At 50.1% G+C, this 22385-nt stretch carries 26 protein-coding genes; 13 read left to right on the forward strand and 13 right to left on the reverse strand.

Annotation, left to right across the window (positions count from 1 at the left end; all coding sequences use genetic code 11):
• Positions 1 to 131: 131 nt before the first annotated feature.
• Positions 132 to 1247 carry a cell division protein ZipA gene (zipA, locus tag KCG43_RS05475; protein WP_218383782.1) on the reverse strand — a complete coding sequence of 372 codons (1116 nt, stop codon included), beginning with the start codon at positions 1245 to 1247 and terminating at the stop codon, positions 132 to 134.
• A gap of 380 nt (positions 1248 to 1627) precedes the next feature.
• Between zipA and cysZ the strand changes: the two genes are divergently transcribed.
• From cysZ to crr, 5 genes are all read left to right on the forward strand, one after another.
• Complete coding sequence (gene cysZ / locus KCG43_RS05480) at positions 1628 to 2395, forward strand: sulfate transporter CysZ (RefSeq protein ID WP_218383783.1); 768 nt, start codon at positions 1628 to 1630, stop codon at positions 2393 to 2395.
• Positions 2396 to 2618: 223 nt separating this feature from the next.
• The gene (gene cysK, locus KCG43_RS05485; RefSeq protein ID WP_027253898.1) at positions 2619 to 3587 is read left to right on the forward strand and encodes a cysteine synthase A; all 969 of its coding nucleotides are present in this window, start codon (positions 2619 to 2621) and stop codon (positions 3585 to 3587) included.
• 318 nt (positions 3588 to 3905) lie between these two features.
• On the forward strand, positions 3906 to 4163 hold the full coding sequence (locus KCG43_RS05490; RefSeq protein ID WP_027253897.1) for an HPr family phosphocarrier protein: 258 nt from the start codon (positions 3906 to 3908) through the stop codon (positions 4161 to 4163).
• 52 nt (positions 4164 to 4215) lie between these two features.
• On the forward strand, positions 4216 to 5943 hold the full coding sequence (ptsI, locus tag KCG43_RS05495) for a phosphoenolpyruvate-protein phosphotransferase PtsI (RefSeq protein ID WP_192014670.1): 1728 nt from the start codon (positions 4216 to 4218) through the stop codon (positions 5941 to 5943).
• Between the two features lie 40 nt (positions 5944 to 5983).
• Positions 5984 to 6493 (forward strand): PTS glucose transporter subunit IIA, encoded by a 510-nt coding sequence (gene crr / locus KCG43_RS05500; protein WP_046219564.1) that lies wholly within the window; start codon positions 5984 to 5986, stop codon positions 6491 to 6493.
• A gap of 77 nt (positions 6494 to 6570) precedes the next feature.
• Here crr and KCG43_RS05505 read toward each other — a convergent pair whose 3' ends face one another.
• The 3 genes from KCG43_RS05505 to KCG43_RS05515 all read right to left on the reverse strand — a co-directional run bounded on the left by KCG43_RS05505 (position 6571) and on the right by KCG43_RS05515 (position 8648).
• Entirely contained in the window at positions 6571 to 7476 is a 906-nt protein-coding gene (locus KCG43_RS05505; RefSeq protein WP_218383785.1) for a Dyp-type peroxidase, read from the reverse strand.
• A gap of 223 nt (positions 7477 to 7699) precedes the next feature.
• Positions 7700 to 8101: a hypothetical protein gene (locus KCG43_RS05510; RefSeq protein WP_192014668.1), complete on the reverse strand. Its 402-nt coding sequence runs from the start codon at positions 8099 to 8101 to the stop codon at positions 7700 to 7702.
• Positions 8102 to 8120: 19 nt separating this feature from the next.
• Positions 8121 to 8648, reverse strand: a complete 528-nt coding sequence (locus KCG43_RS05515; RefSeq protein WP_225445036.1) for a DUF2919 domain-containing protein — start codon at positions 8646 to 8648, stop codon at positions 8121 to 8123.
• A 305-nt stretch (positions 8649 to 8953) separates the two neighbouring features.
• Between KCG43_RS05515 and KCG43_RS05520 the strand changes: the two genes are divergently transcribed.
• The gene (locus KCG43_RS05520) at positions 8954 to 9295 is read left to right on the forward strand and encodes a DUF2956 domain-containing protein (protein WP_192014667.1); all 342 of its coding nucleotides are present in this window, start codon (positions 8954 to 8956) and stop codon (positions 9293 to 9295) included.
• Between the two features lie 82 nt (positions 9296 to 9377).
• Entirely contained in the window at positions 9378 to 9575 is a 198-nt protein-coding gene (locus tag KCG43_RS05525; RefSeq protein ID WP_218383787.1) for a hypothetical protein, read from the forward strand.
• Here KCG43_RS05525 and KCG43_RS05530 read toward each other — a convergent pair.
• Genes KCG43_RS05530 through napF form a run of 6 tightly spaced genes read right to left on the reverse strand, consistent with a single transcriptional unit; the run spans position 9572 to position 14107 of the window.
• Positions 9572 to 9709 (reverse strand): TIGR02808 family protein, encoded by a 138-nt coding sequence (locus KCG43_RS05530; RefSeq protein ID WP_081669337.1) that lies wholly within the window; start codon positions 9707 to 9709, stop codon positions 9572 to 9574. The genes KCG43_RS05525 and KCG43_RS05530 overlap by 4 nt on opposite strands.
• 10 nt (positions 9710 to 9719) lie before the next feature.
• Positions 9720 to 10295: a NapC/NirT family cytochrome c gene (locus KCG43_RS05535; protein ID WP_218383788.1), complete on the reverse strand. Its 576-nt coding sequence runs from the start codon at positions 10293 to 10295 to the stop codon at positions 9720 to 9722.
• A gap of 14 nt (positions 10296 to 10309) precedes the next feature.
• On the reverse strand, positions 10310 to 10786 hold the full coding sequence (locus KCG43_RS05540) for a nitrate reductase cytochrome c-type subunit (RefSeq protein ID WP_192014665.1): 477 nt from the start codon (positions 10784 to 10786) through the stop codon (positions 10310 to 10312).
• A gap of 12 nt (positions 10787 to 10798) precedes the next feature.
• Positions 10799 to 13285, reverse strand: coding sequence for a periplasmic nitrate reductase subunit alpha (gene napA, locus KCG43_RS05545; RefSeq protein ID WP_218383789.1), 2487 nt, complete (start codon positions 13283 to 13285; stop codon positions 10799 to 10801).
• Positions 13282 to 13611 (reverse strand): chaperone NapD, encoded by a 330-nt coding sequence (locus KCG43_RS05550; RefSeq protein ID WP_218383790.1) that lies wholly within the window; start codon positions 13609 to 13611, stop codon positions 13282 to 13284. The genes napA and KCG43_RS05550 overlap by 4 nt, the downstream gene beginning before the upstream one ends.
• 7 nt (positions 13612 to 13618) lie before the next feature.
• Positions 13619 to 14107 (reverse strand): ferredoxin-type protein NapF, encoded by a 489-nt coding sequence (gene napF, locus KCG43_RS05555; RefSeq protein ID WP_192014662.1) that lies wholly within the window; start codon positions 14105 to 14107, stop codon positions 13619 to 13621.
• 238 nt (positions 14108 to 14345) lie between these two features.
• Between napF and narQ the strand changes: the two genes are divergently transcribed.
• From narQ to KCG43_RS05585, 6 genes are all read left to right on the forward strand, one after another.
• Complete coding sequence (gene narQ, locus KCG43_RS05560; protein WP_218383791.1) at positions 14346 to 16097, forward strand: nitrate/nitrite two-component system sensor histidine kinase NarQ; 1752 nt, start codon at positions 14346 to 14348, stop codon at positions 16095 to 16097.
• Positions 16090 to 16725, forward strand: coding sequence for a response regulator (locus KCG43_RS05565; protein ID WP_218383792.1), 636 nt, complete (start codon positions 16090 to 16092; stop codon positions 16723 to 16725). Before narQ ends, KCG43_RS05565 begins: the two co-directional genes overlap by 8 nt.
• 108 nt (positions 16726 to 16833) lie before the next feature.
• Positions 16834 to 17181, forward strand: coding sequence for an ArsC family reductase (locus KCG43_RS05570; RefSeq protein ID WP_161455596.1), 348 nt, complete (start codon positions 16834 to 16836; stop codon positions 17179 to 17181).
• A 45-nt stretch (positions 17182 to 17226) separates the two neighbouring features.
• Positions 17227 to 18360: a succinyl-diaminopimelate desuccinylase gene (gene dapE / locus KCG43_RS05575; RefSeq protein WP_218383793.1), complete on the forward strand. Its 1134-nt coding sequence runs from the start codon at positions 17227 to 17229 to the stop codon at positions 18358 to 18360.
• Positions 18357 to 19046 (forward strand): M15 family metallopeptidase, encoded by a 690-nt coding sequence (locus KCG43_RS05580; RefSeq protein ID WP_237794774.1) that lies wholly within the window; start codon positions 18357 to 18359, stop codon positions 19044 to 19046. The genes dapE and KCG43_RS05580 overlap by 4 nt, the downstream gene beginning before the upstream one ends.
• 1 nt (position 19047) lies before the next feature.
• Complete coding sequence (locus tag KCG43_RS05585; protein ID WP_192014657.1) at positions 19048 to 19263, forward strand: DUF2897 family protein; 216 nt, start codon at positions 19048 to 19050, stop codon at positions 19261 to 19263.
• A 48-nt stretch (positions 19264 to 19311) separates the two neighbouring features.
• On the opposite strand, the gene KCG43_RS05590 is transcribed toward KCG43_RS05585, so the two are convergent.
• From KCG43_RS05590 to crl, 3 genes are all read right to left on the reverse strand, one after another.
• Positions 19312 to 20568, reverse strand: a complete 1257-nt coding sequence (locus KCG43_RS05590) for a glutamate-5-semialdehyde dehydrogenase (RefSeq protein WP_192014656.1) — start codon at positions 20566 to 20568, stop codon at positions 19312 to 19314.
• Positions 20569 to 20654: 86 nt separating this feature from the next.
• Positions 20655 to 21815: a glutamate 5-kinase gene (proB, locus tag KCG43_RS05595; RefSeq protein WP_192014655.1), complete on the reverse strand. Its 1161-nt coding sequence runs from the start codon at positions 21813 to 21815 to the stop codon at positions 20655 to 20657.
• 118 nt (positions 21816 to 21933) lie between these two features.
• Complete coding sequence (gene crl, locus KCG43_RS05600; RefSeq protein ID WP_218383798.1) at positions 21934 to 22338, reverse strand: sigma factor-binding protein Crl; 405 nt, start codon at positions 22336 to 22338, stop codon at positions 21934 to 21936.
• Positions 22339 to 22385 lie beyond the last annotated feature (47 nt).

Below are 22385 nucleotides of genomic sequence, written 5' to 3' on the forward strand. Positions count from 1 at the left end.
GGCGGTAGCACCTGAGTGCAATGGGCCATCACTCACCTTTATTAGTCATATTACCGATTCCTGAACACTAAAACACAGGGCCCCTAACCGGGGCCCTGTTATTGATAAATTCTGGGCAATATTCACACCTGTTACAGGTATTTTTTCGCTTTTTCCCGGTAACCTTTCAAGCGCTGTGGCGTAATCAGATTACGCTCGTGATCCAAAATATCAGCGCCCATCTCATCCGCAATACGTTGTACGGTTTGCAGCATCAGATTGAAATTGTCATCGGCACGGCCGTGGCAAGGCAGCATCAGATAAAAAGCAATGCCAGGTGTAGCAAACTCATCCAATTGATCTTGCGGGAAGTACCCTGGGCTGACCATGTTCGCGACAGTAAATAGCACAGGCTCGGTACCTGCCAGATCAACATGGCGATGATAAACCGAGTTTTCACCATAAATCAGATGATGCCGTTCCAGGCACTGGAACAACTTCACACCCGTCAGCATTTCACCACCGCGGGCATGAACATTCAGAACCAGGAAATCAGGCTCAGGCGGCGCCTCTTCAGCCTGTACTTTTTGCGCCACAGCTATGTCAGCTTCTGACTGTTGTGAAAGCACTCCACCCTGTTCGGCAGCAGATGATGTGTGCTCCGGTGCAGAATCTGAGTCTGAAACCTCACCCGACACAGTGAATGACGGTTCTGAATCCTGAGCCTGTGCATGGTCGTGAATGGTTTCCGGCACTGACTGCCAGACGTTTTCCGGTGCTGGGTCTCTCGTCGGTACCGATTCCTGTACCAAGGCCTGAGTCGACTCTTGAACAGATCCCTGAACAGTTTCCTGAACAGTTTCCTGAACAGTTTTCCTTGGCGGTTCGGTTGGCGTTACCGGATGAGATTCTACTTCAGTCGCCGAACTGGATGAGGCCGGCTTGCGTTCTTGATCAACAGGATCGGCGGCGGCACTGAACAAAGGATCGATCTCCAGTTCGTCACCGAAATGCAGCTCAGGCTCTCTTCGCTCGGCCCGCTTTGCTGCTCCTTCCGGAACCGGGCTACCGGCAACAACCCTGACAGAACCTATTCCGTCCTGATCAAAGCCTTCATTATCTTTTTCCTTACCCTCTGCCAGTCGGCCAATGGGCTTCTCGCCGAACTTGGCGGGTTTGTCCTTCCGGCTTGACCACAATCCGTGCAACAGAAGCGCTGAAATAGCCAGCACTCCCACAATAATTAGAACCAGACGCAATTCCTGCATTATGAATACTCTGAATAACTTGTTTACCTGACAAAGACGGCCTGAAGCAGTGAATCCATTCAGTCTGAATACGATTGCTGTTCAGACGCAGACCAACTTAGCGAGTCACACCTGAGATTTTTTGTTGAACTAAACAGCCTATCTCATGAAGGTATTATCCTTAATGTATCAAAACTCAAATCCGAAAGAGAAGTTCAATGTTGTGATTGATGTCATATAGTGCATTTGAGCACAATTTTCCGCCAAACTGCTGGCAAATTTGACTTAAGAGACTATACGCCCCAATTGATTAGTCGTTATAGATACCGTTACTATGCCTGCATCCATATCCTGACGCCTTATATTGGCATTGCAACAGGAAATCCAGTAGGAGACCAACGATGTCTAAAGCGACATACAACACCACACCCATTGGCGGGGCAGGTTATTTTTTTCGCGGCGTTTCTCTGGCGATACAGCCAGGCACGCGTCGTTTTGTGATCATTCCACTATTAATCAATATCCTGCTTTTTGGTGCCGCATTCGGATACACACTGACTCAATTGGATGACTGGATTAACGGCTGGCTATCCAGCTTGCCCGGTTGGCTGGATTGGTTGTCTTATTTGCTGTGGCCTTTATTAGCCATCGCATTGCTGGTCATACTGTCCTATTTTTTCAGTACAATTGCCAATTGGATAGCCGCGCCGTTTAACGGACTGTTAGCCGAACACCTGGAAGCCAAGCTGACTGGGGAGGCGCCGCCTGACGCCGGAATCGGGGCAATCATCAAAGATCTCCCCCGTATCCTGCACCGTGAGTGGGTCAAGCTGAGGTATTACCTGCCCAAAGCCCTGGGCTTACTGATACTGCTATGGATTCCTATGGTGGGGCAGACACTTGGCCCGGTTTTGTGGTTTCTGTTCAGTGCCTGGATGATGACGATTCAGTATGTCGACTACCCTTTCGACAACCACAAGATCCCCTTCAATACCATGCGTGATGCCCTCAAAGAGCGTCGCGGCAAATCCCTCAGCTTCGGCAGCCTTGTCATGCTGTGTACCATGACACCGATTCTGAACCTGTTTGTCATGCCTGTCGCCGTTTGCGGCGCAACAGCCATGTGGGTTGATCATTACCGGCAGCCCATGCTCAACCGTCGTCAGTAAACCCTGCCTGAGAGGAGTTTTTGCTCCTCTCTTCTCGCGACCTCTGCTCAGTCAATATGCTCTCAGTATCACTTCATATTACTCATAAGGAATAATAAAGCGGCACAGTTCACACCTTTTCTTATAACTCTAAGATATAACAATAAATTCCTTTCCAATGCGTGGTCAGCGATTATGCTTTGACTATCATTTGTTGATAACGTGTCACCAAGGAACGACAAGCATGAGTAAGATTTACGAAGATAATTCTCTGACAATTGGTAATACCCCATTGGTACGCCTGAACCGTGTCAGCAAAGGCAATGTTCTGGCAAAAATTGAATCACGCAACCCAAGCTTCAGCGTTAAATGCCGTATCGGTGCCAACATGATTTGGGATGCTGAAAAACGTGGCGTGCTGAAACAAGGTGTAGAGCTGGTTGAACCTACCAGTGGTAACACAGGTATTGCCCTTGCCTTTGTTGCCGCCGCCCGCGGTTACAAACTGACTCTGACGATGCCAGAGAGTATGAGTCTGGAGCGTCGTAAACTGCTCAAAGCACTCGGTGCCAACCTGGTTCTGACCGAAGCACCAAAAGGCATGAAAGGTGCGATTGAGAAAGCAGAAGAAATTGTCGCTTCTGATCCGGAAAAATACCTGCTGCTGCAGCAGTTTGATAACCCTGCTAACCCGCAAATTCACGAAAAGACCACAGGCCCGGAAATTTGGGATGCAACCGAAGGCGACATTGATGTGTTCGTTTCTGGTGTAGGTACCGGTGGTACTCTGACTGGTGTTAGCCGCTTTATCAAACAGCAGAAAGGTAAAGCCATCACCACGGTTGCCGTTGAGCCAAGCGAATCTCCCGTTATTACTCAGGCATTGAACGGTGAAGAGATCAAACCGGCTCCGCACAAAATTCAGGGTATCGGCGCAGGCTTCATCCCTGGCAACCTGGATCTGTCTCTGATTGATGAAGTAGAGCGTGTCAGCTCGGAAGATGCGATAGCTATGGCTCAGCGTCTGATGGAAGAAGAAGGCATTCTGGCAGGTATCTCTTCAGGTGCCGCTGTGGTTGCAGCAAACCGCCTTGCAGAGCGCCCGGAATTCGCTGGTAAAAACATTGTTGTAGTGCTACCGAGTTCAGGTGAGCGCTATCTCTCATCGGCATTGTTCGCTGGTATCTTTACAGAAAAAGAAACCCAACAGTGATCACAAAACTGCCATTTTTGATAAGCATTTGTTAAAGTCAAGCCCCTCAATAGGGGCTTTTTTATTGCTTTTTGACCTTAGCTTTAATATAAATCCGACCACGCTTTTATTTTCAGCATCGAAATAAAAGAGTGAAAATTGACCTGGTCGATGTTTGCCGGATCACAAACCTCTTAGAATGGGTTTCAGACATAGACTAAATCAATGTAAGTGAATGTGAAATTAGAACCTAAATTAGCAAGCTTTCGCTATTGGGATTAAGCTTACTTTCAGTTACGTGATTATTACATAATACGATATTAAGAATCGGGGTGAAAAATGTATCAGAAGCAAGTTGAGATCACTGCAGAAAACGGCCTACACACTCGTCCTGCTGCGCAATTCGTTAAAGAAGCCAAAGGTTTTGACGCTGATATCACAGTGACTTCTAATGGTAAAAGCGCAAGTGCTAAAAGCCTGTTCAAACTGCAAACACTAGGCCTGGTTAAAGGTACTGTGGTCACCATTTCAGCTGAAGGTTCACAAGCTCAGGAAGCTGTTGATCACCTGGTTGCCCTGATGGACCAGCTGCACTAATCGGCCGCAGTACATTATTTCCCTAGTTGTTTGTTAAATTTAAGGTAAGGCTATGATTTCAGGTATCCTGGCATCTCCTGGCATCGCTTTTGGTAAAGCGCTGCTACTGCAGGAAGAAGAGATTACTCTCGACAAGTCACCCATTTCTGCCGATCAAATCGAAAAAGAAATTGAGTGCTTCTTCAATGCGCGTCAGAAATCTTCTGAGCAACTCAACGTTATCAAAGAGAAAGCACGTATTACCTTCGGTGAAGAGAAGGAAGCCATCTTTGAAGGCCACATCATGTTGCTTGAAGATGAAGAGCTTGAAGAGGAAATCATAGCCTTCATTAAAGATAACAAAGCACGAGCCGCCTGTGCGATCCACGCTATCATTGAAGAGCAGGCAACCACGCTGGAATCTCTGGATGATGAGTACCTGAAAGAGCGTGCCACCGACATCCGTGATATCGGTAATCGTGTGGTGAAAAACGCACTGGGTATCAACATAGTCAATCTGAGTGCCATCAATGAAGAAGTGATACTGGTGGCCAACGATCTGACGCCTTCAGAAACGGCGCAAATCAATCTGAAATACGTGCTGGGTTTTGCTACCGACATCGGTGGCCGCACGTCTCACACCTCAATCATGGCTCGTTCACTCGAATTACCTGCCATTGTGGGTACGAACGACATCACCAAACAAGTGAAAAACGGTGACATGCTGGTGTTGGATGCCATTAATAACCAAATCGTTATTAATCCGTCAGCAGACGAAATGGCAAAGTTCAAAACCATTCGCGATGAGTATCAGGCAGAAAAAGATGAACTCGCGAAACTGAAAGATTTGCCGGCAATTACCCTTGATGGCCAGCAGGTAGAGGTGTGCGGCAACATAGGTACAGTAAAAGACTGTGAAGGCGTAAACCGTAACGGTGGCGAAGGTGTTGGTCTGTACCGTACTGAATTCCTGTTCATGGACCGCGATTCACTGCCGACCGAAGACGAACAGTATCAGGCTTATAAAGATGTGGCAGAAGCCATGCTTGGTCAGTCAGTGATCATCCGCACCATGGATATCGGCGGTGATAAAGATCTGCCGTATATGGACCTGCCAAAAGAAATGAATCCATTCCTGGGTTGGCGCGCAGTGCGTATCAGCCTGGATCGTCGTGAAATCCTGCGTGCTCAGCTGCGCGCTATACTGCGTGCCTCTGCACACGGTAAGCTGCGTGTGATGTTCCCGATGATTATCTCTGTCGAAGAGATTCGTGAACTGAAAAACGAGTTGGAAACCTACAAAGCAGAACTCCGTGAAGAAGGCATTGCTTTCGACGACAAGATTGAAGTTGGTGTCATGGTTGAAACACCAGCTGCAGCAGCAATTGCTCACCATTTAGCCAAAGAAGTTGACTTCTTTAGCATTGGTACAAACGACTTAACCCAGTATACTCTGGCTGTTGACCGTGGTAACGAGCTGATTTCTCATCTATATAATCCAATGTCACCCGCAGTGTTAACTGTCATCAAGCAAGTCATCGATGCTTCCCACAAGGAAGGTAAATGGACTGGCATGTGCGGTGAGTTAGCTGGTGATGATCGTGCGACCCTGCTATTGCTTGGTATGGGCCTTGATGAGTTCAGCATGAGTGCGATTTCAATCCCACGCATCAAAAAAGTGATTCGTAACAGTAACTTTGCTGATGTGAAGCTGATGGCCGAGCAAGCACTTGCTCTGCCAACTGCCGCGGAAATCGAAGCACACGTAGAGACATTTATCGCAGAAAAAACCATCTGCTAAGATAGCTGCAGATAGAATAACAACGCTTAGGAGCAACACTATGGGTCTGTTTGACAAATTGAAGAAGCTGGTTTCTGACGACACCAATGAAACTGGTGCTATTGAGATCATCGCCCCGCTTTCAGGTGAAATCGTAAATATCGAAGATGTGCCTGATGTTGTTTTTGCTGAGAAAATTGTTGGTGACGGTATCGCTATCAAACCAGCAGGTAACAAAATGGTTGCCCCGGTAAACGGCACAATCGGTAAAATCTTTGAAACCAACCACGCATTCTCTATCGAGTCTGATGACGGTGTAGAGCTGTTCGTTCACTTCGGGATTGATACCGTTGAATTGAAAGGCGAAGGCTTCACACGTATAGCAGAAGAAGGTCAAACAGTGAAAGTGGGTGACACTATCATTGAGTTCGATCTGGCTGTACTAGAAGAAAAAGCGAAGTCTACTCTTACGCCTGTGGTGATTTCTAATATGGATGAAATCAAAGAGCTGAGTAAGCTGTCCGGCGCCGTCACCGTGGGTGAAACACCTGTACTGCGCATCAAGAAGTAAAACACCTTGATGTAAAGTATGAGTTAATAAAATGCCGCCTTTTCAGGCGGCATTTTTGCATCATTGAATGATCAAAATCATCCCTGCAGCTGCATCAGCATTTCTGTCGAGGGTACAAAGAAGTAAGCGCCGGTAACCGCCTTGGTAAAATCCAGCAGCTTATCAGTCTGCCCGTCTTTTTCACCATACATACTGTCGAGCATTTCGCGGAAGTTCCGTTGCTGCGCACAATAGGCAATAAACAATAAGCCATGTTCACCGCTCACAGTGCCGTATGGCAAACTATGACGTACAATTTTTAACCCTTTCCCCTCTTCTTTCAGATCCACCCTGCCCACGTGTGAGTCAGCCGGAACCTCATCCAGCTCAACTGAATCTGGTTTAGTGCGCCCGATAATTTGCTCCTGCTGAGCAACATTCACAGCATGCCAGGCAGGTAAATTATGAACAAACCGCTGGAGCATCACGAAGCTTCCTCCGGCAAATGGCCCATCAGGAATGATTGCAATCTCTTGTCTGGCCGCTTGTTTCTTCGGATTCTCAGTGCCGTCAATAAAACCGGTGAGATCACGGGCGTCCAGATACCGGAAGCCATTCGTTTCATCGATCAATTCCACTTCCGAAGCTATGGGCTGCATGAAGCTGCTCAGCAGATGAAAATTCAGGTCATGCCGATTAGAGTGAACATGAAGCAGCAAGTCACCGCCCGTGGATGGCGCAGTAACATCACCGCTTCCCAAAGGCACAAACTCTTCAAAGTCGTTAGGACACCCTTTTTCAAATTGTTGCCAGAACGCTTTGCCGAAACCAAAGCTTAGGTGAATACAGGCACTCACGTGCTGTTGATTTAGCTTTTCCGCTACTTCAAGCAGCCCCTGGCACTGACGTATAACCTTGTCTTTATTTCCTACAAGGTTAAACACACAGACCAAGGAATACGGGCCCGCTTCAGGTAAAATGGCACTTTGTGGCGTCACATTCATTCTCCCAATATTGCGTTTTTCTATACTCAGCTCTTTGATAATACAACCAGTCTGATTGCAGCACCCAAGAAGAAAAGTATATTGTAATTTACTCTGAGTTAAGCATATTGATCATGGACAGCCAAGTCAGAAAAACGCTCATTTTCGACAAAATGTTGCAGAGAAAAAGCAAAAAGCGCCAAAAAGGCGCTTTTATCACATTTATCCAGAATATGCTGAAACTTTACGCTGACATCACGGCAACTTGCAGCTTTACTGAGTTCAGTTCATCGTCTTGCGACGACTCAAATGATGCTGGTGTATCCAGCCCGGTCGAAATCACTGGTGCCGCCAATATCCGCCAGGCACCATCATCCAGTTGCTCCTGGATTTTAAATTTAATTTTGACTTCTTCTGCGGATACTTCCAGTAATTCAGCACTACCGAAAAACTTTCGCCGCTGCTCACCTTCAGTTGTACCGAAGATCACTGTTTCCTCACCCGGTAGCAACTGTATTGAAGTCGCTACCGACTGACGATAACCTGCACTTGACAGCTCCAGGTTCACATTCAATAACCAGTCTGCCATTGCCAAAGGGCTAAGTAAGGCGCTAAACAGCACAACTCCTCTTCCCAAATCATTCATCTGACACTTTCTCCATAGGCTAATTGGCAAATGTATGTCTGACTCGGGAACTTCGTACCAGATAAGCCATTAGCCAAATGGTTGCCAGCAAAGTAACCGCTGCCGGCCAGCTAAAGGCGCCTCTTAACAATGTCAGTTGGTACACTTGCAATATTAAATCAAGAGCATAACCAAGCAGCAAAACAAATCTGCCGTACCGCCATACTCCATTTATCATGTTGTTATTTTTATGTCTCAGTCCACTCAGCCACATCAGGAACACGGCTGGCAAACCTATCCCCATCAAGAAGTACAAATTCTCAGTATGAGGAAAAAACAACTGGAGCAGCTCAGCACCTTGTGCCCGGCTTACACCAGCCATGACAAATACTCCCCACCCCCTGGCACTGAACAGCATACTTAACCATAACAAGCCGGAAGGTTTAAGCAGACCATTGCTGTCGTAAGCATCTATTGAATACATGCGTGTGGCGCTCAGAAACAGGAAAATCATATTTATCTTTCCTGACAATAAATGATATGGATCAATTGGCAAAGGTACAGACATTCGTTCTGCGTTATAACGCACGGATTAATTACTTAACCTGTAATCTTGATCACGGTTTTACGTATATTTAACAAACAATGAAAAGTACTATGATTTCTTCAGAAGCAACAATTTCAATATCACGATAATAACTAATGGTATTTCATTCACTTACTACAGCTTGTGATCCAAAAAAATCGCACGCTGGTTGATGTGAAACACTACAATATGTAGGAATATTCCTACAAAATGCAGCCATTTAGCACAAGTACAACAACGGTATAAAATGCTATTAAATCGATACATTTACCATTAACGAGCACGCAATGAACAAAACGACCCAATCACCCTCACCAGAAACGCAAGCTGAAGCGATGCAAATTGCCAGAGCCACACAAAAACCCGGACAGACAAAAGAACAGACCAAGCTGATCGCACAAGGGATTCAGAAGGGCATCGAACTCTATAAAAAACAGCAAAAGGCCAAAGCGCGCGAAAGGGATAAGTTTCGTAAGAAGCAGCTAAAAGAAAAAACGGCGCCCGATCCCACGGTTCAGGCTCAGTCGGAGCACACTGAAGTGCAGAAAATCGTCACACAGAGTCCGATAGCTTGGATACTACTGGTGTTATCCTGGGCAGGATTCATTGGTTGGCACTTTATTAAGTGATGTATAAATAGCCCACAAATGCACTTGATAACAATTAGCATTTGTATCTATACTTATCCGTAGATTTTCAAAGGATATATGTATGGGGCGGAATGTGTTTCGTATTATCTGTTTGCTTGGTTTGGCCTGCGTTGCTGTACTTCACTTGGGTGAAATTTGGCTTACAGGCCACACACCATTTGTTGCATTGCTGACTGACTGGCTGCCGCTCTATACTGCCTGGCTGGCGGCTTTAGTTATCAGCTACAAGCCGCCTGGTCAGGGAAATGGCTGTACTTAACGGCCAGGTTTATCTTTACCGATTGAGAGTATCCATAAAGACACAACCGCAACCATCAGAAAGCCCGTTAATATAATCACGGGCATGGCGGCATAGCCAAGTACATGCCAGATAATCGATTCTAGAGTACTCATTGCTCTCTCCTTATTGCCAGCCTTCAACGTCTCTCATATCAGGCAGTCGGTGGGCTATCCCTTTATGACAATCCACACAGGTTTTATCTCCTGAAGCGAGCGCCTCTGAATGCTGTTTCACTGCGCGTGACCCTTGCTCAGAATAATCCATGTAGTCAAATTGGTGACAGTTCCGGCATTCCTTGGAGTCGTTGTTTTTCATTCGGCTCCATTCACGGTGAGCAAGGTGCCCCCGCCTGGCCTGAAATTTCTCCTCGGTGTTTATCGTCCCCATCGCAAACGCAAACAGCTCTTTCGATGCCTGGACTTTACGGACAATCTTGTCTGTCCACTCATGAGGAACGTGACAATCTGAACAAATCGCCCGCACACCCGAGCGGTTTGAGTAATGAATGGTTTCACGTATCTCCTTCACTATGGGTGCGTGGCAGCCAGAGCAGAAAGCTTCAGTGTTCGTGGCCTCCATCCCTGTATTAAATGCCCCCCAGAACAGTAAACCACCCATAAAGCCCAGAAACAGCACCACACCCGCTGCCGCTTTACTCGGCGAACTCAGACGACGCCAGAAGCGTTTAATGATATTCATAACTGGCTCCGTCGTTATTTTTCATCCAGGGCATCAACCCGTTTGAACGTGTTGTCCACCAAGGGAGTCGCATCGGCCTGTGGCACATGGCACTGCAAACAGAAATAGCGGCTGGGCGACACATCTGACAAAACCTGCCCGTGGCGAGGAGAGCGGTAATGAGTCACGCTGATTTTAGTCGCCCCCATTTCGTTGGCGTATTTCCAGCTGTGGCACGACAAGCACTTATTGGCATTCAGCGACACCTCGTAGTTGCGTATGGTGTGTGGGATTAGCGGCGGCTGATACACATAATCGCTGTCAATCGGCTGGCCGTCTTTCGGGTACTTTTTCCAGTTTTCACCGGGAAAAGTATCTTTAATTTCCGTCTGACCACGTAACGAATGCAGACCACCGTTACCGCCCACCAGCTCTTCGTTAGCGGCATGAGCCGCCCCGAATGCAAGTAACAAGACCATCAAGCCACTGGCAAATTTAGATGTAATTTTCATGGTCGACTCCCTTTACGCCTTTCTGATCTTGATTGGACATTTTTTATAGTCTGTCTGTTTTGACAGGGGATCAGTGGCATCCAGTACCAGTTTGTTGATCAACACCCGGGCATCGAAGAAAGGAACAAAAACCAGTCCGACCGGTGGTCTGTTACGGCCCCGGGTATCCACCCGGCAACGCACCTCACCGCGACGGGAGGTCAGAATGACTTCATCGCCCCGGCGCAAATTGCGTTTTTCCGCATCATCAGGATGGATGTAGCACACCGCATCCGGCACAGCTTTGTACAGTTCAGGTACCCGGCGGGTCATGGTGCCGGTATGCCAGTGTTCCAGTACCCGGCCGGTACACAGCCACATATCGTATTCTTCATCCGGTACTTCCGGCGGCTGTTCATAAGGCGCAAAAATAATATTGGCTTTGCCGTCTGGCTGACCGTAAAAGTAAAAACCTTTTCCTTCAGGCACATAAGGATCTGATCCTTCGGCATAGCGCCAGCGTGTTTCCTTACCCTCAACCACAGGCCAGCGTAAACCACGGGCTTTGTGGTAATCATCGTAAGGGGCTAGATCATGACCATGACCGCGGCCAAAGCTGGCATATTCTTCAAACAGCCCTTTCTGAACATAATACCCCTGCGCTTTGGCATCATCATTAAGCGCCTGCGCTTGCTCCAGCGGGAACTGATCCACCTGGCCGTTACGGAACAGCACGTCATACATCGTCTTGCCTTTGTACTCCGGCATGCTATTGAGCAAAGCCTCGTCCCACACCTCTTCCATTGTGAAGCGTTTACTGAACTCCATGATTTGCCAGAGATCCGATTTCGACTCACCCGGTGCAGCCACCTGCTGATACCACGCCTGAGTACGACGTTCAGCATTGCCGTAAGCGCCCTCTTTTTCGACCCACATGGCCGTTGGCAGTACCAGATCCGCAGACTGGGCAGTGGCTGTCGGATAAGGGTCTGAACACACAATAAAGTTGTCCGGGCTACGGTAGCCCGGCAGACGCTCTTTGTTGATATTCGGACCTGCTTGCATGTTGTTGTTGCACATCACCCAATAGGCATTAAGAACGCCATCACGCAGCATGCGATCCTGTTGCACCGCATGGAAACCAGGCTTTGGCGGAATAGTGCCTTCAGGCAGCTTCCATATTTTTTCTGCCGTTGCACGGTGTTCAGGATTAGTCACCACCAGATCCGCCGGCAGGCGGTGTGCAAACGTACCGACTTCACGCGCGGTGCCGCAAGCCGACGGCTGCCCAGTCAGAGAAAACGGACTGTTGCCGGGTTGGGAAATTTTCCCGGTCAGCAAGTGAATGTTGTATACCAGATTATTCATCCAGACACCGCGAGTATGCTGGTTCATACCCATGGTCCAGAGTGACATCACTTTGGTGTCCGGATCAGCATAATACCTGGCGAGTTCGATCAGCTTGTCTTTCTCCACGCCGGACATTTCAACGGTTTTTTCCAGCGTGTATTCAGACACGGATTTCTTGTATTCCTCAAACGTCATGTTATGCATGACGCCTGAGTTAGGATGCGCAGCGGCTTTTTGCAAAGGATCATCGTCGCGCAGACCATAGCCGATATCGGTATCAGCACGTTTGAAATGAGTATGTTTATTGACGAAATCCCAGTTCACCGCATCATTTTCAATGATGTAGTTGGCAATGAAGTTCGCGATAGCCAAGTCAGTCTGTGGGTGGAAGATCATCCCGTTATCCGCCAGCTCAAATGAGCGGTGATAATAGGTCGATAACACGTTGACCTTGACATGAGGGTGGCTGAGCCGACGGTCTGTAATACGCGTCCACAATATAGGGTGCATCTCGGCCATATTCGAGCCCCAGAGCACAAACGCATCGGCATGTTCAAAATCATCGTAGCAGCCCATGGGTTCATCCATATTGAACGCACGCATAAAGCCCACTACAGCCGACGCCATACAGTGTCGGGCATTCGGGTCAATGTTATTTGAACGGAACCCTGCCTTCATCATTTTGGAGGCCGCATAGCCTTCCATCACTGTCCATTGACCAGAGCCGAACATACCGACACTGGTTGGCCCTTTGGCTTTCAGCGCTGCTTTCCATTTTTCAGCCATGATATCGAACGCCTGATCCCAGCTGATTGGCTGAAAGTCACCCTCTTTGTGGTATTGGCCGTTCTTCATCCGCAGCAAAGGCGTTGTCAGGCGGTCAGCGCCGTACATAATTTTGGACAGAAAATAGCCCTTGATACAGTTAAGACCCCGGTTAACTTCAGCTTCTGGGTCGGCCTGAGTCGCTATCACCCTGCCCGCCTGCGTCCCCACCAGCACCGAGCAGCCGGTACCACAAAAGCGGCAAGGGGCTTTATCCCAGTGAATTTTGGTTTCATCCGAACTCACAATCAGATTGGTTGCCGATGCAGGCAGAGTGATCCCTGCCACGGCTGCAGCCGATGCTGCCGCATTTGCTTTAACAAACGCCCGTCTGGTCATTTTCATGGTGTGTCCTCAAAGTCAGGTCCCTGCTGCTCAACCTGGTGAAATACCAGAAACGTCGTCAGCACATCTTCAAATGCATTGATAGTGTCAATAATGTCTGTCACTTTTCTGTGGCTTGGCGTCTCCAGTACCACAACCAGTTTGCCGACAGTGCTTTCTCCGTACACTTCGGCCTGTGGCAGTGCATTGATCTGTGCCTTTACCTGCACAAGCCCTTCTGGTTTGACATGCACCACCAGACTGGAAATATGAACTTCTTCAGGCAGAAATGAGGGTCCGGCAGATACCGCTGAACCTGAATGACAAGGTGCACTTCGTTGCTTCATAAGCGTGTTATTCCACTTTAGTGACAGACTGAATCTGAATGGCCTGAGTTGGGCAGACGGACAGGCAGGCACCGCAGCCGGTGCAATCTGCGTCACTGATTACCGGCTGAGCAACCTTTCCTGGCTGCAAGGCAAAGCGTATGGCCGAAGGTTCGCATTCGTCTCCGCACGTTCGGCAGTCCACACCTTGTTTCGCTAAACAGGCAGAAGACATTGTGATACTGACCTGCCAGGGCGGGTCTTGGCGCGGACGGAATAACGGCTCCGGACACGCCTGTGCACACTGGTAACAGAACGTACATTCACCACGCTGAAAATCGACCTGAGGGAAACCGCCATCGCCTTGCACAATGATGTCTGTCTCACAGGCATTCAGGCACGCCTGACAACGGGTACACTTGTCCGTGAACGCTTGATCGTCAATCATCCAGGGTAAACGAGGCGCTTGTAGCGCACTGTCTCGCCGGAGCCAGAATCGTCGTGCTAAATCAGCCATATGAATTACGTATTCGTTCCACTGCCTTTAAAAGGCAACACATTCAGTGATAAACAGTCAAAGTATAGACATATATTAGTTGTGGGTATTCTGGTCGTAACATACCCCTAAGGAGGTAATTCGGGCCTAAGCTTGTTTGAGATCAAGAAAGTACAACGCTTAACTTCACAAAATGCTCACCATCAGCGAAAACAGTCTAATTGAAATGGAAAGCCTCCCACGCTTAGCAGGAGAACGTGTGCCCAAACGTCCGGATTCATCTCCCTCAAATACCCTGCCAAGGTCAAGCCTGCTGGCCGGAAGTGTCACGGGAACGGTTGCCAGTGTCATGCTGGCAATTGTGTTACTTTCTCTGCTGACAACAGGCGCAACCATGTTTGCTGTCAATGCCAGCCGTTATGACGCTGAGGTCGTCAATCTGGCGGGTTCGCTGCGCATGCAGAGCTACCGGCTGGCATTCCAGCTGGCAGAAAAAGGGAAGGCGGATGCACAAGATATCGCCCATTTCAGCCAGACGCTGGCGACCCCAGCGATGACCTCCCTGTTCGGGCTGACCACCCCAGAAGATCTGACCCGAAGCTATCAGGCCATACTGGACGACTGGCAACGAATCAGCCCGGAACTGACAGGTCAGCACCCTGATTTTTTTATCCACCAGGTACCCGAATTTGTCGACCGAATCGATCACTTTGTCTATGAGTTACAAGCATTTTCAAAGCAGAAACTGCAGATAATGGCCATCATTGCCGGGCTGGGCCTGGGGCTGATACTGCTGCTGGCGTTATTTGCGATTCAGTACAGCCGGCGGTTTATTGTGCCACCGCTTTACAACCTGCTCATCGCCAGCCAGCAGGTACAGTCTCGCAATTTTGCCGTTCGGGTGCAGGAAGACTGCCAGAATGAACTTGGCACCCTGGCTAAAGCGTTCAATCAGATGGCTGAAGAACTGGGGCAAAGTTATCAGGCGCTGGAGCGCACCGTCGAAGAGAAAACGCACCGGCTGCAGGAAGCCAACAACGCACTGAAAACCCTGTATGACTGCGCACAGTTATTATCCATGAACCGCATTCAGGCCAAGCACTTCAGCCAGGTACTAGACCGGCTGATACAGCTGGAAGGCTTCGCCGCTATCAGGCTGGTCGCTGAAGAAGGGCAAGGTATACGAACGGAATTTCAGGCCGGAGAGCCGGCAGAGAATCAGTCCTGGCATCATCATGCGCTGAAGCAGGAGAACCAGCATCTGGGCACGCTTTGGTGGCAGCATACCTTGCCGTGTCCGGACCCGGCACTGATCATCAGTGTCGGCCATCTGCTGAGCCGCGCCCTCTACGCCCATCAGATCCAGGTCCAGAACGAGCAGTTGCTGCTGATGGAAGAAAGGGCCACCATTGCCCGGGAATTGCATGACTCACTGGCTCAAGCGCTGTCTTATCTGAAAATTCAGCTCACCCTGCTCAAGCGTCAGCTGGCCACATCACCGGCAACTGCCAATGGTGTGATCAATGATATTGACAATGGCCTGTCGCAGGCCTATCGCCAGCTTCGCGAATTGCTCAATACCTTTCGCCTGTCAGTCAAACCCGGCAAGCTGGGCGACGCCCTGAACGACATGCTGAGCGTGCTGCGTAATCAAACCAATGCCAGTATTTTGCTTCATAATCAGTTGCCCTCAATCCAGTTGACCGCAGCGCAGCACATTCACCTGCTCCACCTGACCAGAGAAGCGGTTATCAATGCTATTAAACACGCCGGAGCAAATACGATAACCGTTGACTGTCTTCAGCAGGGAAACCATGTACTGGTTGAAATTGCCGATGATGGCCAGGGGTTCAATCCGGATCACAGCAAGGCTGCCCATTACGGGCTGTCTATCATGAATGAACGCGCCGAGAGCCTTGGCGGCCAGCTGACCATTACCAGCGCACCGGGCAAAGGCTGCCTGGTTCAACTGAAATTTGCGTTACAGACACAGGATAATAACCATGAGTAACACGCCGGCATACCGGGTTTTAATTGTTGATGACCACCCTTTGATGCGTCGCGGTCTCGGCCAGTTACTGGAACTGGAAACCGGTTTTGAGCTGGTCGGTGAAGCCAGTAACGGCTATCAGGCTCTGGATGCTGCCAGCGAGCACGAACCCGATCTGATTTTACTGGATCTCAATATGAAAGGGCTCTCCGGGTTAGATACCCTGCGTGCGCTGCGTGAGCAGAACAGCCAGGCGATAGTCGTTATCCTGACTGTTTCCGATAACCCCAGTGATATTCGCGCACTGATCAAAGCCGGTGCAGACGGTTATCTTCTGAAAGATACCGAACCCGAGCAACTACTGGTATTACTGCATCAGGCCGTTGCCGGCCAGCAGGTATTCAGCCATCAAATCAGTCAGTATCTGGCAGACAGCGCCAACACCGGCGATCCACTCAGTACATTAACCGGCAGAGAGAAAGAAATTCTCCATCTGGTCGCTCAGGGTAAACGTAACAAAGATATTGCTGTCCAGCTGTTCATATCAGAAGCGACAGTGAAAGTGCATATCAAAAGCCTGCTGAAAAAGCTGGACGTCGGCTCCCGTACCGCGGCCACTGTCATCTACCTGCAAACGCAGGACAGATAGTCCTCATCCCGCATTTCAATCAGGGTTTGCCATTGCGAACCCTGCTCATTCCCGTTATAAAAGGGGCTTGTTTTATTATTCCTGCCAGACAGAAAAACAGGTTAGATTATGAGCACCATCGCCTACGGGATCAAAAACTGCGATACCATCAAGAAAATGAAAAAGTGGCTGGATGAGCAAGGCATCGAGTACCGTTTTCATGATTACCGTGCTGACGGCCTGGATCGCAGCCTCCTTGAAGCCTTTGAAGCCGAACTGGGCTGGGAAGCCTTGCTGAATAAACGGGGCACCACTTTCCGCCAGCTGAGTGACGAGCAGAAAAATACCCTCAACCGCGACAGCGCACTCACATTAATGCTGGAACAACCGGCCATGATCAAACGCCCTTTACTGGTTCACAACCAGAGTTACCACCTGGGATTCAAACCGGATCAGTATCAGGCCATTTTTGCTTAACGTTCACAATCACATTAACTACGCAATATTAAGAAGGAAACACGGATGTCAGACAGCCCAGTCATCGCCCTGGCCAAAGACCTTATCAGCCGACAATCAGTCACCCCAGCAGATGCCGGGTGTCAGGATGTCATGATTGCCCGACTGGAAAAACTGGGCTTCAAGATTGAGACCATGGTATTTGAAGATACCACCAACTTTTGGGCGCGCCGTGGCACAGAGGCTCCCTTATTTGTGTTTGCCGGTCACACGGATGTTGTGCCCGCCGGACCGGAAGCGCAATGGCACACGCCGCCGTTTGAACCCACAGTCATTGACGGTTACCTGCACGGCCGCGGCGCCGCCGATATGAAAGGGTCGCTGGCCTGCATGGTAGTTGCCATTGAACGTTTTGTGGCTGAGAATCCGGATCACAAAGGCTCTATCGCCCTGCTGATCACTTCTGATGAAGAAGGCCCCTTCATCAATGGCACAACGCGGGTGGTGGATACACTGGAAGCGCGTAATGAAAAAATCGACATGTGCATTGTCGGTGAGCCATCCAGCACACATGAAGTCGGCGATGTGGTGAAAAACGGCCGCCGCGGCTCCATCACAGGCGATCTGATCGTTAAAGGTGTCCAGGGCCATGTTGCCTACCCTCACCTGGCCGATAATCCTGTTCACAAAGCGATGCCGGCCCTGGCCGAACTCTCTGCCGCGGTGTGGGATAATGGCAACGACTACTTCCCACCGACCAGTTTTCAGATTGCCAATGTCACTGCAGGTACAGGCGCATCCAATGTGATCCCCGGTGAATTCCACGTCCAGTTCAATTTCCGTTTCAGTACCGAGCTGACGGTGGAGGACATCAAGCGCAAAGTCCATTCAGTGCTGGATGCCCACGGGCTGGATTATGATCTTATCTGGACTTTCAGCGGTCACCCTTTCCTGACCGACGAAGGCACCTTACTCGAAGCCGTGGTCTGCGCCATTGAAGACGTGAATCACAAGCGTCCTGAACTGCTGACCACAGGCGGAACCTCGGATGGCCGTTTCATTGCCCGCACCGGGGCACAGGTGGTCGAACTGGGGCCGGTGAATGCCACCATTCACAAAGTCAACGAATGTGTGAAGATGGCCGATCTGGAAAAGCTCACCGATATGTACCAGAAAGTGATGGAAAAAGCCCTGGCATGACACTCAGTAAAAGCACACTGACGCTGGAGCAACTCACAGGGCTGGATGAAAGCCATCTCTGTGAGTATCAGCACCGCCTGATTCATCAGGACGTTCATGCTGCGCTGGCCGCCTTACAGCAGGCGGCCACTGACGCCGGGTTTGCGCTGACGATTGCCAGCGCTTTTCGCTCCTTTGAGCGCCAGATGCTGATCTGGAATAACAAGTTCAACGGCGTGCGTCCTATATTGGACAGCTGCAGCCAGCCGCTGGATACGAGCTGTCTGAGCGAACTTGATAAGATCCGGGCGATTTTACGCTGGTCGGCCCTGCCCGGTGCCAGCCGCCATCATTGGGGGACGGATCTGGATGTCTATGCCAGCAACTGCCTGCCGCAAGACACCCAGTTACAGTTAGAGCCCTGGGAATACGAAGAAGGCGGACATCAGGCTGCGTTCAACACCTGGCTGACGGACAATATGGGCCGTTTTGGTTTTTACCGGCCTTATGCCGTTGATTTAGGAGGTGTCGCTGTCGAGCCCTGGCATATCAGCTATTTTCCTGTCAGTCAGTCGCTTCGGGAACAGCTAACGCCAAGCCAGCTTGCCACTGTGATAGGCGATCAACCTGTTGCAGGAAAATCGCATATTCTGGCAAACCTTGATACGCTTTATAGTAAGTACATCAACAACATCTGTGAGGTCTGAGATGGAATGGCTGCTCAATCCCTGGGTTATCTCTATCATCATTGTGAGTGTGGTGGTCAGCAATATTGCCGCCATTAAATACACGGCCAATATGAAATTTGGCCGCCATGACAAAACCCAGGAGCTGTTACGAAAACAGCAGGAAGTCGAGAACCTGAAGCATAAACACCCCCAGGACGATGCAGCAGATCAGAACGATGCGACAGACAAAAAATAACCGGTTGCTTTGAACCGGTTATTTTACTCATTCAGCGCTGTCTTGGCCTCAGCGGCGGCACAGATAATCCGCTTGCCCAACCCACTTGTAGCTTGTCAGCTCTTCCAGCCCCATAGGGCCTCGCGCATGCAGTTTCTGGGTAGACACCGCAACCTCTGCGCCCAGTCCGAACTGTGCGCCATCGGTAAACCGGGTTGAAGCGTTGACATACACAGCGGCAGAACCTGCGGCATTGATGAAACGCTCAGCCGACATCAGATCATTGGTCAGAATGGCATCGGAATGGCTGGCATTGTGATCCTGCATATGACGGATAGCCGCTTCCACATCAGGCACCAGTTTCACCCCCAGGGTATAACTCAGCCACTCGGTATCAAAATCTCCCTCTTGTGCCTCGCGCAGCTGAGCGGCCTGACCTTGCAGCATCTCCAACGCCTTACCCTCAGCGACCAACGTCACTTTGTTCTGGTTCATGCGCTCTGCCAGTGCAGGCAGAAAATCGGCTGCCACCGCGTCATGAACCAGCAGTGTATCCAGAGCATTACAGGCGGACGGACGCTGCACTTTGGCGTTTTCCACCACATCCAGCGCGCGCACCAAATCAGCAGACTGATCGACAAAGGCATGGCTGATACCAAAGCCGCCGATAATCACAGGAATCGTGCTTTTTTCTTTACACATTTTGTGCAGGCCGGCACCACCACGGGGAATAATCATATCGACATACTGATCCATGGTCAGCAGCTCAGAGACCAGCTCGCGATCCGGTTTGGCAATATACTGCACCGATGCGCCAGGCAGGCCCGCTTTTTCCATCGCCTGCTGAATAACACTGACCAGCGCCATATTGGAATGGAAGGTTTCCCGTCCCCCGCGCAAAATGCTGGCGTTACCGGTTTTCAGACACAGCGCTGCAATATCAATCGTCACGTTCGGGCGGGCTTCATAAATCACACCCACTACACCTAACGGAACACGGCGGCGACTCAGGCGCATACCATTTTCCAGCACACGAGAATCCAACTCGGCACCAACGGGATCCGGCAAACCAATCACATTGCGCACATCACCGGCGATGGCCGCAAGACGCGATGCATTCAGCATCAGCCGATCCAGCAACGCCTCAGACATGCCGCTTTCGCGCGCCGCAGCCAGATCTTTTTCATTGGCTGCCAGAATTTCTGCCTGACGGGCTTCCAGTTCATCGGCGATAAACGCCAGCGCCTGATTTTTCTGCGCTGTTGCTGTCGTTGCCAGTGTAAAAGCAGCCTGCCTGGCTGCCTGTCCCATTGCTTGCAATTCCACCCTGTTCCCCTTTGTCGGTCTGTCTCTACCAAGTCAATTCAACCCAAGCCATCTGAACAGGCTTGGGGTTGATTATCTGTTTCTGGTTATATCAGTACCAGATCATCCCTGTGTACGGCAACCGGCCCGTATTCATAACCCAGCACCTTGTGGATATCCTGGCTGTGTTTACCGGCAATTTTCGCGATATCCAGGCTTGAATAGCGGCTAATGCCGCGGGCCAGCAAAATGCCATCGGCGCTGTATATGCGGGCCACTTCGCCCCGCTCAAACTCGCCTTTCACCGCAGTAATACCTTTCGCCAGCAAGCTGCTGCCGCGCTGTGTCACGGCCATAGCCGCCCCGGCGTCAACAATAATGTCCCCGGCAGGAGGAGGACCGGCCAGAATCCAGCGCTTACGACTTTCCAGTGGTGATTCCAGCGGCAGGAAATGCGTGCCCAATTGCTCGCCCTTCACTATTCCGGCAATCACTTCCGGTCTGCTGCCCGCAGCAATAATTACTTCAATCCCTGCCCGGCGGGCTACATCAGCCGCCTGCAGTTTGGTCGCCATACCGCCTGTGCCTAATCCGCCGACACTGCCACCGGCCAGCTTACGCAGGGTTTCATCAATGGTATGGACTTCACGTATCAGTTCCGCATCCGGGTTGCTGCGCGGGTCGGCAGTAAACAGCCCTGGCTGATCGGTCAGCAGCAACAGCTTGTCTGCACCGGCCAGAATACCAACCAGCGCAGAGAGGTTGTCGTTATCACCCACTTTAATTTCAGTCGTTGCCACGGCATCATTTTCATTCACGACAGGAATAATCCCGTGCTCCAGCAAGGCCAGCAGCATATCCCGGGCATTGAGGTAACGCTCTCTGTCATTAAGATCAGCACGGGTTAACAGCATCTGACCCACATGCAGGCCATAAATACTGAAGAGCTGTTCCCATTCCTGAATCAAACGGCTCTGGCCCACGGCTGCCAGCAACTGCTTACTGGCCATGGTTTTCGGCAGCTCAGGGTAGCCCAGATGCTCGCGACCTGCGGCAATGGCGCCGGAAGTCACAATAATCACCTGATGCCCCTGCTGTCGCAAATGAGCACATTGACGAACCAGTTCAACCATATGGGCCCGGTCCAGCTTGAGGGTGCCGCCAGTCAGCACACTGGTCCCCAGTTTCACCACTATGGTCTGTATTACAGCTTTCTCTGTATGGTGAGCACTTTGCTCACTGGCGTGTTTTTCGTGATTGTCTGCCATGAAGATTCAAAAAGGATGCGGATGAATGGCATTTGTTTTATCAACCCCGACCGTAAAGCACAAGAAAAATGCGCCGGTAGCGGCGCATTTTCTGTTTTTTCAGGGTTTAATACTAAAATCAGGCCGAAACGGATAAAGTCGGTGCTGACAGATCCGAGGCCGGGCTCAGCGTCAGCGAGTATTCCTGTTCAAGCAAAGTGATAAGCTTCTGATAAAAATCATCCAGAGTCTGCTGAACTGGCTCCAGGTGTTTGGCCGGCACTTTATCTTCCAGCCAGTCGCCATTGATGTCATAACGCCCGAAATAATAGCGATACTGATAGCCGGCCGCTGTTTCAACCATTTCCAGCCACCAGCCCCAGAACTCACGTTCTTCCGGTGCTTTCTTGGCATTAATGCAACTGGCAAGACAATCGAAGAAAAAATGCCCTTCGGATGAGTGCTGCTGGCGAAGATACGGGCCAAGCGCGGTCAGCTTGGTCATCAGGCGGCCATGAGGAGGAAAAATGACTTGTGTTGGCATAGCATGTCCATCCTTAGTCGGAGTTCAAAAAAAGCGCAACTTTCTGA

It is taken from the genome of Photobacterium sp. WH24, assembly GCF_019204055.1.
Classification (GTDB): domain Bacteria; phylum Pseudomonadota; class Gammaproteobacteria; order Enterobacterales; family Vibrionaceae; genus Photobacterium; species Photobacterium arenosum.